Below are 13,419 nucleotides of genomic sequence, written 5' to 3' on the forward strand. Positions count from 1 at the left end.
GACGCACACCGTGGCCACCTACCGCCCCCGCCGTCCCGCACCACACATCTCACCGCGGCCCGCCAGGCCATCGCGACTGGCCTGGACGCCGACGCCACAGCGGAACTGCTGTACCGGGGCTGGCACCGCGTCGAGCACGCGGCCGGCAACCGTCAGGGACCGCACACAGCCACGGCAAGCGGGGAACCGCCCACCAGGCACACCGGGACGGAACGAAAGCATCAACTAGATGATCTGGTCGAAGGGGTCAATGAACCGTAGGCGGTCAGTGAGCGCAGGAGGGGCTGTCGGTTGTGGTCGTTGTGCCGGATCGCGGCGGTCAGCGCGAGGATGCGTTGCATGACGCGGGCGATGACACCTTCGGGTGTGCGCCCTCGATGCCGTTCGAGGTCAAGGTGCCCTTGAGGGTCTCGTTGATCTCGGACATCCTCGTTCTCGTCTCCGCAGACATCCCTTGGACCAGACCTCCGGGAGGAACCAGTGTCATCCCCTCAATTGCTCACCCCCGAGGAGAAGCTCGCCGACGCGAAGAAGCTGTTGGGCCTCCCGCGAATCGTCGTGATCTGCGGCTCCACCCGCTTCATGACCGAGATGAACGAGGCAGATCTGCGGGAGACCAAAGCCGGAAGGATTGTCGTCAAACCGGCCAGTGACATGAAGTCGCCGCATGAACTCTGGTCCGATCCTGTCGAGGCCGAGGCGCTGAAGGTTCGACTCGGCGATCTGCACCGGGCGAAGATCCGGCTCGCTGATGAGGTGCTCGTAGTCGGCGACTACATCGGAGACAGCACCCGAGCCGAAATCGCCTACGCCCGGTCGCTGGGCAGGCCCGTGCGGTTCACGCACCCCGAAGTCGACCCCGACGCCTGACCACCCGCCGCCTGACCGTCTCGCGGTGTCTTCGGCCGCCGCCCACCCCACCACCTCCGCAGGCACCCCTTGGAATTGACCATCTAGACTTGCCGCCCTGATGCGGAGGAGCGGGCAGTGAGCGCAGCACCCATACGGTTCGGCATCGTGGGAAGCGGCTGGCGGGCCGAGTTCTTCGTACGGCTGGCACGAGCGCTGCCCGAACGACTCGCGGTCGCCGGTGTGGTCACCCGCTCCGCCGACCGCGCCGCCCGCGTGACGGCGGAATGGGGCGTGCCTGCCTTCCGTACGGTCGACGAACTATGCGACGCCGCACCGGAGTTCGTGATCCCCTCGGTGCCGTGGGAGGTCTCGCCGCACGTCGTGCAGGAACTCGTCGGGCGCGGGACACCGGTGCTCGCCGAGACCCCGCCCGCACCCGACATAGGCGGACTCGGCCGGCTGTGGGACGCCGTGGGCGCCGCGAAGCGCCCAGGGGGCGGCGCCCTCGTCCAGGTCGCGGAGCAGTACACCCTCATGCCGGGCCACGCCGCCCGGCTCGCCCTCGTACGGCGAGGAGTGATCGGCGAGGTCAGCTCCGTACAGGTGTCCTCGACGCACATGTACCACGCGATGTCGCTGATCCGGCACACGCTGGGCGTCGGTTTCGGACCCGCGACCGTCACCGCGCGGGCCTTCACCGCCCCTCTGGCCGACCCGCTGACGCCGGCCGGATGGACGGACGACCTGACTCCGAAGGACGCCGTCACCACCCTCGCCCTGCTGGACTTCGGCGCGGCCCGTACGGCGCTCTACGACTTTACGGACAACCAGTGGTGGAACCCGCTGCGGGCCCGCCGGATCGTGGTGCGGGGGTCGCTCGGCGAGATCGTCGACGACACGGTGGTGCGGATGGCCGACCCGCGCACTCCGGTGGAGTCCGCGCTGACGCGCCGCCGTACCGGCACCGACCTCAACCTGGAGGGGTCCGAGGTCCACCACATCTCCTTCGACGGCGACGTGGTGTGGCGCAACGAGTACGTGGGCGCGAGCCTGTCCGAGGACGACCTCGCCGTCGTGGATCTGCTGTGCCGGACGGGCGCGTGGGTACGGGACGCCGGCCCGGAACCGTACCCGCTGGCCGACGGCTGCCAGGATCACCTGCTGGCGCTGGCCTGCGAGGAATCGGCCCGCACCGGGACGCCCGTGACGACCACGGTGCAGCCGTGGGCGGGCAGTTGACCCCTGAAACGCAGGCCGGACTCTGCCGCCCCTCCGGCTGGGCCCGTCCCACCAGCATCGCGACCATCACCATCCGCCCGAACGAGACAGAGCGACAGTCGGCGGTCCGCTACGGGAAGCGGATGACCGAGATCACCACCGACCTCGAATGCCCCCTGATGAACTCGGAGTTCAACGGCCGCCCCGAGCGCGCCGCCGAGAGCGAGGCGGCGTTCTGGCGGTCGTTGGAGGAACTCCGAGGAGAGCACTCCCGCCGTCGACCTCCTCCGGGCTGCGCTACATCCTCAACCCGCCCGGCACCACTGGCCAGGTGACCGAGTCGGTGACACCGGCCGACATTTCCAGTGCGTCGGAGCAGATCGGGAAGTACGCACGGTGGCTTACCTCAGCGCCTGACACGGCACGCCCTTGAACGACGCGGGAAGGGCCATCCACGCAGGTCAGCACCCCCAGGTAGACAACTTCAAGAAGATCTCGTCCTGGGCCGCGATTCTCTTTGCCCCCACGCTCGTCGGAACTATTTACGGCATGAACTTCGAGAACATGCCCGAGCTCGGGTGGCGCTTCGGATACCCCTTCGCGATCGGCTTGATGGGGGTAGTTTGCGTAAGCTTGTACCTGATTTTCAAGCGGCGGGACTGGCTCTAGGGTCAGGCAATCGCGCCTCCAGCCGCTGACCCTGTTTGCTCTCGCATCTCTCGAAGATGGCGCCGTAACCGGCTTTGGGGAGCCGCTGGGGAGAAGTGATGCGGGTGATCTCCTCACCCTGCCTCCGACGAGCCCCTGAACAGGTCTTTTGCGCGTTGGCGGCCGCTGGGGAGAATCCGGGGAGAAACGAATGGCAGCCCGCGCTTCGGGCTTTCGACAAGCGACCCGCATGGCTTCCTGCTCGCCGACGCGCGGCGTGGGACGGGGGCGCCCCCTTGGCAGTCTGCTGACACCTGATGACGCTGCCGTGGGAGCCCCCGTCCGTGGCGTAACGGCGGCTCCCACTCTGTTATCGGGCGACGTAGCCGCCGTCGACGGGAAGGGCAACGCCTACGACGAAACCGGCTCCCGGGCTGCACAGCCACAGGACCGCTTGGGCGATCTCCTCGGCCGTACCGAGGCGGTTGATGGGCTGGTTGGCCTCGGCCTCGGCTCGGTCCAGCTCTCCCTTGGCAATCATGTCGCTGACCATCGGGGTGTCGATGGTGCCGGGGCAGACGGCGTTGATGCGGATGCCGCGCGGGGCGTACTCCAGGGCCGCGCTGGTGGTCAGACCGATCACGCCGTGCTTGGAGGCGTGGTAGGAGGCACGGCCGGGGAGGCCGACCAGGCCGCCGAGGGAGGAGCAGTTGACGATGGCGCCGCTGCCCTGGGCGCGCATGTGTCGCAGCTCGTGTTTCATGCAGGCCCACACGCCGCGGAGGTTGATGGCATTGACGCGGTCGAACCGTTCGGCGGCTTCGTCGGCGGCGTCGCTGGGCGGGATCTGGATGCCGGCGTTGTTGTAGGCCATGTCGAGGCGTCCGAAGGTCTCGACGGTCCGGTCGACCGCGGCCGCCACCTGGTCCTCCTCGCTGACGTCGCAGGTGAGGGCGAGTGCTCGGTGGCCGGAGTCGGTGAGTTCCTTGACGGCTGCGTTGAGGGCGGCTTCGTCGATGTCGGTGAGGGCGACGGCGGCCCCGGATGCGGCGAAGGCGCGGGCGGTCGCCAGGCCCATGCCGGAGCCGGCGCCGGTGACGAGGGCGACCTGGCCGGTGAAGTCGTAGGTGGGGTTCACGTGTTTCCCTGCCGTTGAGAGTGGGCCTGGTCAGGAGGCGGTTTCGATGGTGACCTCGGTGGCGGTGGCGAGGCGTTCGGTGTCGCCGTGCACGCTGCCGAGGATGATCAGGCCGGCGTCGCTGGAGCCGCTGCCTCGGTAGTAGAGGGCTAGGGCGTGTTTCAGAAGTGGATCTTGATGTGTCAAGATCCACTTCATGGGGAGGCACGACCTGACGAATGCTCAGTGGGCGAAGCTGGAGCCGCTGCTCCCGGTGGGAAGGAAGCCTGGACGGCCGCCGGTGCACACCAAGCGGCAGCTGATAGACGGCATACGCTGGCGCACCCGCGCCGGTGCTCCGTGGCGGGACGTGCCCGAGCGGTACGGCCCGTGGGAGACGGTTTATGGACTGTTCCGGCGCTGGCAGCGGGACGGCACCTGGCACCGCATCTTCGAGCAACTGCAGGCCCGGGCCGACGCCGAAGGACTGATCACCTGGGACGTCTCGGTGGACTCCACCATCGCCCGCGCCCACCAGCATGCGGCCGGTGCCCGCAAAAAGGGGATCTGCAGATCGAGCCGCCCGGTGGTGTCTTCACGGAGCCCGACGACCACGGGCTCGGACGCTCCCGGGGCGGGCTGACCACCAAGCTCCACCTGGCGGTCGAGCAGGCCCAGAAGCCGATGTCACTGGTGATCACTGCCGGGCAGCGGGGTGACTCTCTGCAGTTCCAGGTGGTCCTGGGGCGGATCCGGGTGCCTCGGCTCGGGCCGGGCCGCCCGCGTACCCGGCCGGACAAGGTTCGTGCCGACAAGGCGTACGGCTCCCGTGCGAACCGCGCCTACCTGCGCAAGCGCGGTATCCGCTGCACGATCCCGGAGAAGCGGGACCAGATCACCAACCGCAAGAAGCGCGGCTCCCACGGGGGTCGGCCGCCCAAGTTCGACACGGCCGACTACAAAGAGCGCCACGCGGTGGAGTGCGGAATCAATCGCCTCAAGCGCCACCGCGCGGTGGCCACGAGATACGACAAACTCGCCGTCCGCTACGAGGCGACCGTGCTGGTCGCGGCCATCAACGAGTGGCTGTGACCAGCACTTTCAAAACACGCCCTAGGTTGCCCCAGGGCGCGTAGTACGCCAGGTCTCCCGGCTTGGCTTCGGCGGCGTCCGGGGCGCCGGAGGTGGACAGCCGACGGGGCAGGTCAGCGATCTTCTCGGTCTCGTGGAAGTCGCTCAGGTTCAGCGTGAGCGGGAGCAAGGCGGCGAAGTCGCGGGCCGTGGCGCTGTCGTTCAGGGTGGCGTCGAGCCGGTGGTCGTCGATGGTGAGGCGGATGTTCATGGCGGTGTCCTTGTCATCGGACGGTGCGGCTGGTGCCGTGGCCGTCGGCGTTCGCTGTGACGCGGAGGCAGAGACGGAGGGCGAGGACGGGGAAGAAGGGGACGGGGCCGCCTCATCGGTACAGGCGGTCACTGCAAGCAGCAAGACGGTCGGGACAGCGCGGGCAAGACTGGAACGGGTGGTCGGGCTCACGGCATCCTCCGGGGCGTCAGTCGGGCAGGGGCTCGGAGTAGTGGCGGAAGCCGTCGCGCTTGAGGTGGATGTCGTACAGGCAGTGGGCCAGCACCTCAGGGCTGCTGTGCTCGGCGTCGGGGCGGATGGCTCCCGGGATGATCAACTGGGCGACGTGGATGTTCTCCGGGGCGAGGGCGTCGTACAGCATGCGTGCGTAGGCGCTCTCGGCCGCGAAGGCCATGGAGGTTCCGGCGACCTTCGGGTTGGGGCGTACGGCGCTGCCGCCGTTGACGAACAGCAGGGTGCCGCGGCCGAGTTCGCGCATGCCGGGAAGGACGGCGTTGACCGCGGTGACCGGGCCCTTGACAGAGAAGGCGAGCGGCGCGTCGAGGTCGTCGGCAGTCGTGTCGAGGGCCGGCTTCATGAAGTCGGCGCGAGGGACGGGGCTGTACTGCAGGATCTCGATGGGACCCATGGCGGCTGCCGCCGCGTACATGGCCGCGTCCAGTGACTCGATGTCGAGGACGTCGGCGGTGAAGCCCCGCGCCTGGATGCCGTCGCGGGCCAGCTCGGCGGTCAGTCCGTCCAGCTTCTCGGCGCTGCGGGAGATGAGGGCGACGGTATGGCCGGCGGTTCCGAATCGGCGGGCGGTGGCGAGCCCCAGGCCGGGGCCGGCGCCGACGAGGGCGAAGGTCGTCATGGTGAGTCCTTGTGGGTGGAGGGGCTTCGCTCAGGGTGGGGAGGATCTTGCGGGCACGGCGCTCGGGATCGCCGGGCAGGCTGCTCTATGTCGAGCCTCACACGCCGAGGCAAGGGCCATAAGCGGAGAAAGACATCCAGGGAGGGAGACATCCAGGGAGGGAGACATCCGGGGAGGAAACTCTCCCTCCTTCCTCTGGTCCGTTCGGTGTCATGCTGATCGGCATGACCGGCAACGTTCCCCTCAACGAGCTGGGAGAATTCCTCAAGAAGCGCCGCGCCGAGCTGAGTCCTCGCACCGTCGGGCTGCCCGACAACGGCGGCCTCCGCCGGGTCGCCGGGCTGCGCCGCGAAGAGGTCGCCCAGCTCGCCAGCATCAGCATCGACTACTACACACGTCTCGAACAGGGCCGTATGCAGGCGTCCGCGCCCGTGCTGGACACGCTCGCCCGGGTGCTCCACCTCGACGACGACGAACGCGGCTATCTCTTCCAGCTCGCCGGCAAGACCACCACCCGCGCCCGCAGCCGGGGGCGGCAGAAGGTCCAGCCGCAGTTGCAGCGCGTGCTGGACGATCTCACCGCCACCCCGGCCATCGTGCAGGGCCGACGCGGGGACATCCTGGCCTGGAACGCGCTGGCGGCCGCGCTGGTCGCCGACTTCTCCCGGATCCCGGAGAAGCACCGCAACTACCCGCGGCTCATCTTCACGGATCCGGCCATGCGCACCCTGTACGCGGACTGGGAGACCTCCGCGCGGCTCGCTGTGGCACAGCTGCGGATGGAAGCCGCGCAGTATCCCGAGAACTCCCGCCTCATCGAGCTGGTCGGTGAACTGTCCCTGTGCGACAAGCAGTTCGCCCAGTGGTGGGGTGACCACCGCGTCGCGGCCCGCACGGTGGGCACGAAGACCCTCAACCACCCGGTGGTCGGCGAACTGGTCCTGGACTGGGACACCCTGACCGCCAACACCGACCCCGACCAGCACCTCACCGTCTGGACGGCCGCACCCGGCTCGCCCACCCACGAGCGGCTGCGCATCCTCGCCTCCTGGGCCGCCGACCACAATCTGCTGGCTTCTCCCCCGCTCGCCTGACCACGGTCGGGCCCTTACTCGCCGAGCAGGCATCTCACCATGAACGACATGCCCGACGGCCGACTGCCGCCGACCCGGCGTGAGCCCTCCCGCCCCACCACGACCCGCCGGACCCTGCTGTTCGGTGCGGGCGCCGCGCTCGTCGTCGGCCTCGGCAGCGCGGCGGCCGGCCTCGGCGACGACCTTCCGGGGCAGCGTGGCGCGCTGCGGGACGGAACGGTCGACCAGTCCTCCGCCCAGTGGATCGCCGCGTCGGCCGCCAACTACCGCTACGCCGACCGGCCCGACGACTACACCATCGACCGCATCGTCATCCACGTCACCCAGTCCCGCTTCACCGCGGCCGCCCGGGCCTTCCAGGACCCGCGCCACCGTGCCGCGGCCCACTACCTGGTCCGCGCCTCCGACGGACACATCGCCCAGCTGGTCCGGGAGGCAGACGTGGCGTACCACGCGGGCAACCGTGAAGGGAACGAGCGCAGCATCGGCATCGAGCACGAGGGCTTCGTCGACGCGCCGGACCGCTGGTTCACCGATACCGCCTACCGCGCCTCCGCCGAGTTGGCGGCCGACATCGGTGCCCGCTACGACATCCCCGTCGACCGCGAGCACATCGTCGGCCACAACGAAGTCCCCGGCGCCACGCACACCGACCCCGGCCCGTACTGGGACTGGGACCGCTACCTGCGCCTGGTGCGCGCCGCCAGGTAACACGCCCTCTATACCTCCGGGAAACGCCTGCGGCTCCAGGTCTTCGGAGGGGACTCCCGTGTCCCGTAGAAGAGAATTGGCTAGCCTCCGATCGCGGACATGGGTCGGTCCGGCTGGACGAAGGACGGCGCTTCCAGTCCCCCGCCGGCCTTCTTGCCCCGCATCGCCTCGCGCCAGATGCGCGTGATCACCTCGTCGCCAGCGCCAGCGCCGGAGCGCAGGGCGGCGCGGAGGTCGGTCTCCTCTCGGGCGAACAGGCAGTTGCGTATCTGGCCGTCCGCGGTGAGCCGGGTGCGGTCGCAGGCCGCGCAGAACGGGCGGGTGACCGAGGCGATGACGCCCACGCGGTGCGGGCCGCCGTCCACGATCCAGCGCTCGGCCGGCGCCGAACCCCGGGCCTGGGAGCCCTCCTCCGTCAGCTCGAAGCGGGTACGCAGGGAGGTCAGGATGTCCCCTGCGGTGATCATGCTGTCGCGCTTCCAGCCGTGCTGGGCGTCCAAGGGCAACTGCTCGATGAAGCGCAGCTCGTAGTCGTGCTCGACCGCCCAGGCCAGCAGGTCGGGGGCCTCGTCGTCGTTCAGGCCCGGCATCAGGACCGAGTTGACCTTCACCGGGGTCAGACCCGCTTCTCGGGCGGCGTACAGGCCCTCGATGACGTCCTTGTGGCGGTCCCGGCGGGTGAGGGTCGTGAAGACGTCCGGGCGGAGAGTGTCGAGGGAGACGTTGACCCGGTCCAGGCCCGCCGCCTTCAGTGCGCTCGCCGTGCGCTTGAGGCCGATGCCGTTGGTCGTCAGCGACATCCGAGGGCGGGGCTCCAGGGCCGCGACCCGCTCGACGATGCCGACCAGGCCGGGGCGCAGCAGGGGCTCGCCGCCGGTGAAGCGGACCTCCTCGATTCCGAGGGAGGTGACCGCGATGTCTATCAGGCGGACGATCTCGTCGTCCGTGAGCAGGTCGGGCTTCGCCAGCCACTGCAGGCCCTCTTCGGGCATGCAGTACGTACACCGGAGGTTGCACCGGTCGGTCAGCGAGACTCTCAAGTCGGTGGCCACCCGGCCGTAAGTGTCGATCAGCACGTTCCCGAGACCGTTCCTCTCCCCCGCCGCACCGTCTCCGACACCGCCCCGGAAACACGGTGGATCGGGCCGCCGACCCGGGTCAGGGGCAGGCCGGTGCTCTGGTTGGCGTGGGCGATGATCTCGGCGGTGATGGAGATGGCCGTCTCTTCCGGGGTGCGGGCGCCGAGATCGAGGCCGATCGGGGAGCGCAGCCGGGCCAACTGTCTTTCGGTGGCCCCGACTTCACGCAGGCGACGCAGACGCTCGCCGTGGGTGCGGCGGGAGCCCATGGCGCCGACGTAGCCAACGGGCAGGTCGAGGGCGAGTCGGAGCAGCGGGATGTCGAACTTGGCGTCGTGGGTCAGCACGCAGACGGCGGTTCGGGCGTCCACGGCCGTCCGTGCCAGGTAGCGGTGGGGCCAGTCGACGACCACTTCGTCGGCGTGCGGGAAGCGGGCTTCGGTGGCGAAGACGGGTCGGGCGTCGCACACGGTGACGTGATGGCCGAGGAAGCGGCCGGCCTGGGCGAGGGCGGCGGCGAAGTCGATCGCGCCGAAGATCAGCAGGCGGGGGCGGGTGGCGGCCGCGTGGACGAGGACGGAGAGCTTCTCGGGGCAGGTGTCGGCGTCTCCGCCGAGGGCGAGGAGCGCGGTGCGTCCGGTGCGCAGTTGGGCGCCGGCCCGGTCCGCCACTGCCCGGCCGGTCTGCCCGTCGCCGAGCATGCTGTCGGCGATCCAACTGTCGCCGAGCACGCTCAACATGGCGCCGACGAGGGGGCCGTCCACGACCTGGGCGACGGCGGCGGGCCGGCCCTGGACCGCCTCGGCGAGCGCCGCGCCGAGATGCGGCTGGGTGGCCGGGTCGACATGCTGCACGAGCACGTCGAGTTCCCCACCGCAGGTCAGACCCACGGAGAAGGCATCGTCGTCGGAGTAGCCGAACCACGCACGCTGGGGGGTGCCGCGGTCGTGGAGGACCTGCCGGCACAGTTCGTACACCGCGCCTTCGACACAGCCGCCGGAGATGCTGCCGACGGCGTTGCCGCCCTCGTCCACCGCCACCGACGTACCGACGGGCAGGGGCGCGCTGCCGGTGACGTCGACGACGGTGGCGAGCGCGAAGGGGCGTTCCTCGCGGCACCAGCGGTGCAGTGCGTCCGCGATGTTCAGCATGGGGGTCTCTAGAACGGACGGTCGCTGTCGCAGAAGGTGAGCGGGCCGCCGCCGCGGCGACGGGGGCGCATGCGCGGCGGCGGCCCGGGGAGGTCCGGCAGCCGTACGGGGGGTTCGGCTGCCGGACCCGTCTGTGGAGGCGGCGTCGTCAGAGCAACGCCTCGGCGGTGATGGGCAGTTGGCGGATCCGTCGTCCGGTGGCGTTGAAGACCGCGTTGCCGATCGCGGCCGCCACACCCACCTGGACGACCTCACCGAGTCCCTTGACGCCGAGCAGATTGCCGGCGTTGTCCTCGCCGTCGAGGTAGATCGCCCTGATCTCGGGGACGTCGGCGTTCACGGGTACGAGGTAGTCGGCCAGACTGGCATTCACGATCCGCCCGTCCCGGTGGTCGGTGACCGTGTGTTCAAGCAGCGCCGTACCGATGCCGCCCACGATGCCGCCGAACGCCTGACTCTGGGCCAGCTTGGGGCTGATGATCCGTCCCGCGTCGTACACGCCGAGCATCCGCCGCACCCGCACCAGACCGAGATGCGCGTCCACTGCGACCTCGGCGAAGGTTGCGTTGTAGGCGAAGTAGGCGGATCGTTCGCTGCCCGGCCCGTCGTAGGTGCCGTTGGCTTCCAGCTGGGAGCGGTCGTTGCGGGCCAGCAGACTCTTGTACGTCTCCCCGCGGGCCGGATTGTTCTGCACGTGCAGCCGGCCGTTGCGTACGACCACGTGGTCCGCGGTCACGCCGTACAGCGGCGACTCCCGGTCCTCGACGGCCAGCTTGATCGCCTGCTGTCGCACCTGGTTGCAGGCGTCGACGACGGCCGAGCCGACACTGGCCATGGTCGCCGAGCCGCCGTGCGGCGAGGTCGGCGGATAGAGGGAGTCACCGAGGCGGAAGGTCACCGTGCGCATGGTCAGCCCGAGCGCGTCCGCGGCCACCTGGGTCTGCGAGGTGTAGGTGCCCGGCCCCATGTCACTGGTGGCTGCCTCGACCACCGCGGTGCCGTCGGCATCCAGCCGGGCCCGCGCCTGCGCGGGAAACCGCCCCGGGTCGTACACACCGGCGGCCATGCCGAGACCGATCAGCTGGTCCCCGTCCCGCGTCGAACGCGGCCTCGGGTCACGGCGGTCCCAGCCGAACTCACGGGCACCGACCGTGTAGCACTCACTGAGCCGCCGGGTGGAGAACGACTCGTTCGTCGACTCGTCCTCACGCGGCTCGTTGCGTCGGCGCAACTCGATCGGGTCGACGCCGAGTTCGTGCGCGAGCTCGTCCATCGCGGACTCGATCACGAACGACGCCGAGGCGAAACCCGGCCCGCGCATCCAGATCGGCGTGTTCACATCCAGCGGCACCGTCCGGTACACCTGGCGCACGTTCGGCATGCTGTAGAGCATCTGCCCGGCCGACATGACCGCCTCGGTGAACGTCTCGAACGAGGAGGTCTCGGCGTCGATCTCGTGGATCGCGGCGTTCAGCCGGCCTCGCCGGTCGCTGCCGAGTCGCAGCCGGTACTCGTACGACGGCCGGAAGCCGGTGCCGAAGTACATCTGCTTGCGGCTGAGCACCAGCTTGACCGGACGACGCGTCACCCGTGCGGCCAGCGCGGCGACGATCGTGTGCGGCCAGCAGCGCAGTCCGCTGCCGAAACCGCCCCCGACGAACGGCGAGATCACGCGTACCGCATCCGCGGGCAGGTCGAACACGGCTGCGAGCTCGTCGTGCGTACCCATCACCCACTGGGTCTTGTCCCACACGGTCAGCTTGTCGCCGTCCCAGCGGGCGATGGTGGCGTGCGGCTCCATCGGGTTGTGGTGGTTGCGCGCCAGCTCGTAGGCCAGGTCCAGTCGTACGGCGGCGTTGCTCAAGCCTGCTTCCGCGTCGCCGCGCGCGTAGTCCGTCGGCGCCCCTGGCTCGGCCTCGTGCAGGTCGGTCGACGGCGTTTCGGCCTCGTAGCGGACCTCGACCAGGCTCGCACCGTGCTGCGCGGCCTCCAGGGTCGAGGCGATCACCACAGCGACGGGCTGACCGTGGAAGACCACCCGGTCGTCCTGGAAGACCCGCAGTCGTCGGCCAGGCGGGTTGTTGGAGCCGGGGTTGTCGCGGTACGGCAGGTTCGGGGCGTTGCGGTGGCTGATCACCCGCAGTACGCCCGGGTGGGCTTCGGCGGCGCCGGTGTCGATGGAGGTGATGCGGCCTCGTCCGATCCTCGCGTCGACGATGACGGCGTGTACGGCTCCGTCGACGTCGTGTTCGGCGGCGTACACCGCCTTGCCGGTGACCTTGAGGCGGCCGTCCACCCGGGACAGCGGCGCGCCGACGGCTGCCTGCGGCTGGGGGCTCACTTCGTACCTCCTACGATGCGCAGCTGGCGTTCGACGGTCCGCTTCAGCAGCTCGACCTTGAAGCCGTTCTGCTGAAGGGGCCGGGCACCGACCGCCGCCTTCGCGGCAGCGGACGTCCACAGGGACTCCGAGGGACGCTCACCGACGAGGTGCTGCTCGACGGCGGGCAGTTTCCACGGCATGGTCCCCACGCCGCCGGCTGCGACCTTCGCCTCCTGGATGACCCCGCCCCGGATGTGCAGCGCGACTGCCGCCGAGGTCAGGGCGAACTCGTAGGACTGCCGGTCGCGCACCTTCAGGTAGCCGGACTTGAGCGGACGCGGAAGCGCCGGGATCTCCACCGCCGTGATCAACTCGCCTTTTCTGAGGGCCTGTTCACGGTTCGGGGTAGTGCCGGGCCGTAGCAGGAAGTCGGCGAACGGCAGGGTGCGCGCGCCCTCCGGCCCGAGGAGATGCACGGTGGCCTCCAGGGCGGCGAAGGCCACGGCCACGTCGGAAGGGTGGGTGGCCACGCAGGCGTCGGAGGTGCCGAGGATCGCGTGCATCCGGTTGAAGCCCTCCCGGGCCGCGCAACCGGAGCCGGGCTCGCGTTTGTTGCAGGGAGCAGTCACATCCCGGAAGTAGGTGCACCGGGTGCGCTGCATGATGTTGCCGCCGATGGTGGCCATGTTCCGCAACTGGGCGGACGCGCTCAGTTCCAGGGCCTGGGAAATGACGGGATACAGGGTGCGTATCTTGGGGTGCGCGGCAGCCTCGGCCATCCGCACCAGCGCACCGATGCGCAAGCCCCCGCGCTCGGTGACGGTGACCTCGCGCAACGGCAGGCGGGAGATGTCGACCAGCGTCTCGGGGCGTTCGACGGTCTCCCGCATCAGGTCGACCAGCGTGGTGCCCCCGGCGATGTAACGACCGCCGGTGCGACCGGCCTTGAGGGCTTCCCGGGTGTCGGAGACACGGGTGTAGGAGAAGGGGTACATGGGGTGGACCCCTCC

At 69.8% G+C, this 13,419-nt stretch carries 13 protein-coding genes and 2 pseudogenes; 7 read left to right on the top strand and 8 right to left on the bottom strand.

The window, feature by feature from the left end; translation table 11 throughout:
- Positions 1–480 precede the first annotated feature (480 nt).
- The 4 genes and pseudogenes from OG407_RS01310 to OG407_RS01325 form a co-directional block, all read left to right on the top strand.
- Entirely contained in the window at positions 481–870 is a 390-nt protein-coding gene (locus OG407_RS01310; RefSeq protein ID WP_405854135.1) for a hypothetical protein, read from the top strand.
- A gap of 117 nt (positions 871–987) precedes the next feature.
- Positions 988–2,091: a Gfo/Idh/MocA family protein gene (locus tag OG407_RS01315; RefSeq protein WP_405854137.1), complete on the top strand. Its 1,104-nt coding sequence runs from the start codon at positions 988–990 to the stop codon at positions 2,089–2,091.
- A 77-nt stretch (positions 2,092–2,168) separates the two neighbouring features.
- Positions 2,169–2,327: pseudogene (locus tag OG407_RS01320) on the top strand (sugar phosphate isomerase/epimerase); the annotation flags it as partial.
- Positions 2,328–2,550: 223 nt separating this feature from the next.
- Positions 2,551–2,739: pseudogene (locus OG407_RS01325) on the top strand (CorA family divalent cation transporter); the annotation flags it as partial.
- Between the two features lie 349 nt (positions 2,740–3,088).
- Here the strand turns inward: OG407_RS01325 and OG407_RS01330 are convergent.
- Positions 3,089–3,856 carry a glucose 1-dehydrogenase gene (locus tag OG407_RS01330; protein ID WP_405854139.1) on the bottom strand — a complete coding sequence of 256 codons (768 nt, stop codon included), beginning with the start codon at positions 3,854–3,856 and terminating at the stop codon, positions 3,089–3,091.
- A 30-nt stretch (positions 3,857–3,886) separates the two neighbouring features.
- Positions 3,887–4,054 (bottom strand): hypothetical protein, encoded by a 168-nt coding sequence (locus OG407_RS01335; protein ID WP_405854141.1) that lies wholly within the window; start codon positions 4,052–4,054, stop codon positions 3,887–3,889.
- Between OG407_RS01335 and OG407_RS01340 the strand changes: the two genes are divergently transcribed.
- A protein-coding gene (locus tag OG407_RS01340; RefSeq protein WP_405854143.1) for an IS5 family transposase occupies positions 4,053–4,927 on the top strand; the annotation gives its coding sequence in 2 pieces (ribosomal slippage) (positions 4,053–4,442 and positions 4,445–4,927; 873 coding nt in all). The two genes, OG407_RS01335 and OG407_RS01340, sit on opposite strands and share 2 nt — an antisense overlap.
- Here OG407_RS01340 and OG407_RS01345 read toward each other — a convergent pair.
- Both OG407_RS01345 and OG407_RS01350 read right to left on the bottom strand, forming a co-directional pair.
- Positions 4,911–5,177 (bottom strand): cyclophilin-like fold protein, encoded by a 267-nt coding sequence (locus OG407_RS01345; RefSeq protein WP_405854145.1) that lies wholly within the window; start codon positions 5,175–5,177, stop codon positions 4,911–4,913. The two genes, OG407_RS01340 and OG407_RS01345, sit on opposite strands and share 17 nt — an antisense overlap.
- Before the next feature lie 208 nt (positions 5,178–5,385).
- Positions 5,386–6,051: an SDR family NAD(P)-dependent oxidoreductase gene (locus tag OG407_RS01350; RefSeq protein WP_405854147.1), complete on the bottom strand. Its 666-nt coding sequence runs from the start codon at positions 6,049–6,051 to the stop codon at positions 5,386–5,388.
- Positions 6,052–6,263: 212 nt separating this feature from the next.
- Between OG407_RS01350 and OG407_RS01355 the strand changes: the two genes are divergently transcribed.
- On the top strand, positions 6,264–7,145 hold the full coding sequence (locus OG407_RS01355; protein WP_405854149.1) for a helix-turn-helix domain-containing protein: 882 nt from the start codon (positions 6,264–6,266) through the stop codon (positions 7,143–7,145).
- A gap of 48 nt (positions 7,146–7,193) precedes the next feature.
- A complete protein-coding gene (locus OG407_RS01360; protein ID WP_405868237.1) occupies positions 7,194–7,856 on the top strand; it encodes an N-acetylmuramoyl-L-alanine amidase in 663 nt (220 codons plus the stop codon).
- Between the two features lie 80 nt (positions 7,857–7,936).
- Here the strand turns inward: OG407_RS01360 and moaA are convergent, their stop codons facing one another.
- The 4 genes from moaA to OG407_RS01380 all read right to left on the bottom strand — a co-directional run bounded on the left by moaA (position 7,937) and on the right by OG407_RS01380 (position 13,404).
- Positions 7,937–8,932, bottom strand: a complete 996-nt coding sequence (moaA, locus tag OG407_RS01365) for a GTP 3',8-cyclase MoaA (RefSeq protein WP_405854151.1) — start codon at positions 8,930–8,932, stop codon at positions 7,937–7,939.
- Complete coding sequence (locus OG407_RS01370; RefSeq protein WP_405854153.1) at positions 8,926–10,086, bottom strand: XdhC family protein; 1,161 nt, start codon at positions 10,084–10,086, stop codon at positions 8,926–8,928. Before OG407_RS01370 ends, moaA begins: the two co-directional genes overlap by 7 nt.
- A 148-nt stretch (positions 10,087–10,234) precedes the next feature.
- The gene (locus tag OG407_RS01375) at positions 10,235–12,427 is read right to left on the bottom strand and encodes a xanthine dehydrogenase family protein molybdopterin-binding subunit (RefSeq protein WP_405854155.1); all 2,193 of its coding nucleotides are present in this window, start codon (positions 12,425–12,427) and stop codon (positions 10,235–10,237) included.
- On the bottom strand, positions 12,424–13,404 hold the full coding sequence (locus OG407_RS01380) for an FAD binding domain-containing protein (RefSeq protein WP_405854157.1): 981 nt from the start codon (positions 13,402–13,404) through the stop codon (positions 12,424–12,426). The genes OG407_RS01375 and OG407_RS01380 overlap by 4 nt, the downstream gene beginning before the upstream one ends.
- Between the last annotated feature and the right edge of the window lie 15 nt (positions 13,405–13,419).

The organism is Streptomyces sp. NBC_01515 (assembly GCF_045040345.1).
Classification (GTDB): Bacteria; Actinomycetota; Actinomycetes; order Streptomycetales; family Streptomycetaceae; genus Streptomyces.

Coding starts and splice junctions, on each gene's coding strand:
- OG407_RS01335 (WP_405854141.1), bottom strand. CDS start 4,054: ATGAAGTGGATCTTGACACATCAAGATCCACTTCTGAAACACGCCCTA.
- OG407_RS01345 (WP_405854145.1), bottom strand. CDS start 5,177: ATGAACATCCGCCTCACCATCGACGACCACCGGCTCGACGCCACCCTG.
- OG407_RS01350 (WP_405854147.1), bottom strand. CDS start 6,051: ATGACGACCTTCGCCCTCGTCGGCGCCGGCCCCGGCCTGGGGCTCGCC.
- OG407_RS01355 (WP_405854149.1), top strand. CDS start 6,264: ATGCTGATCGGCATGACCGGCAACGTTCCCCTCAACGAGCTGGGAGAA.
- OG407_RS01360 (WP_405868237.1), top strand. CDS start 7,194: ATGCCCGACGGCCGACTGCCGCCGACCCGGCGTGAGCCCTCCCGCCCC.
- OG407_RS01370 (WP_405854153.1), bottom strand. CDS start 10,086: ATGCTGAACATCGCGGACGCACTGCACCGCTGGTGCCGCGAGGAACGC.
- OG407_RS01380 (WP_405854157.1), bottom strand. CDS start 13,404: ATGTACCCCTTCTCCTACACCCGTGTCTCCGACACCCGGGAAGCCCTC.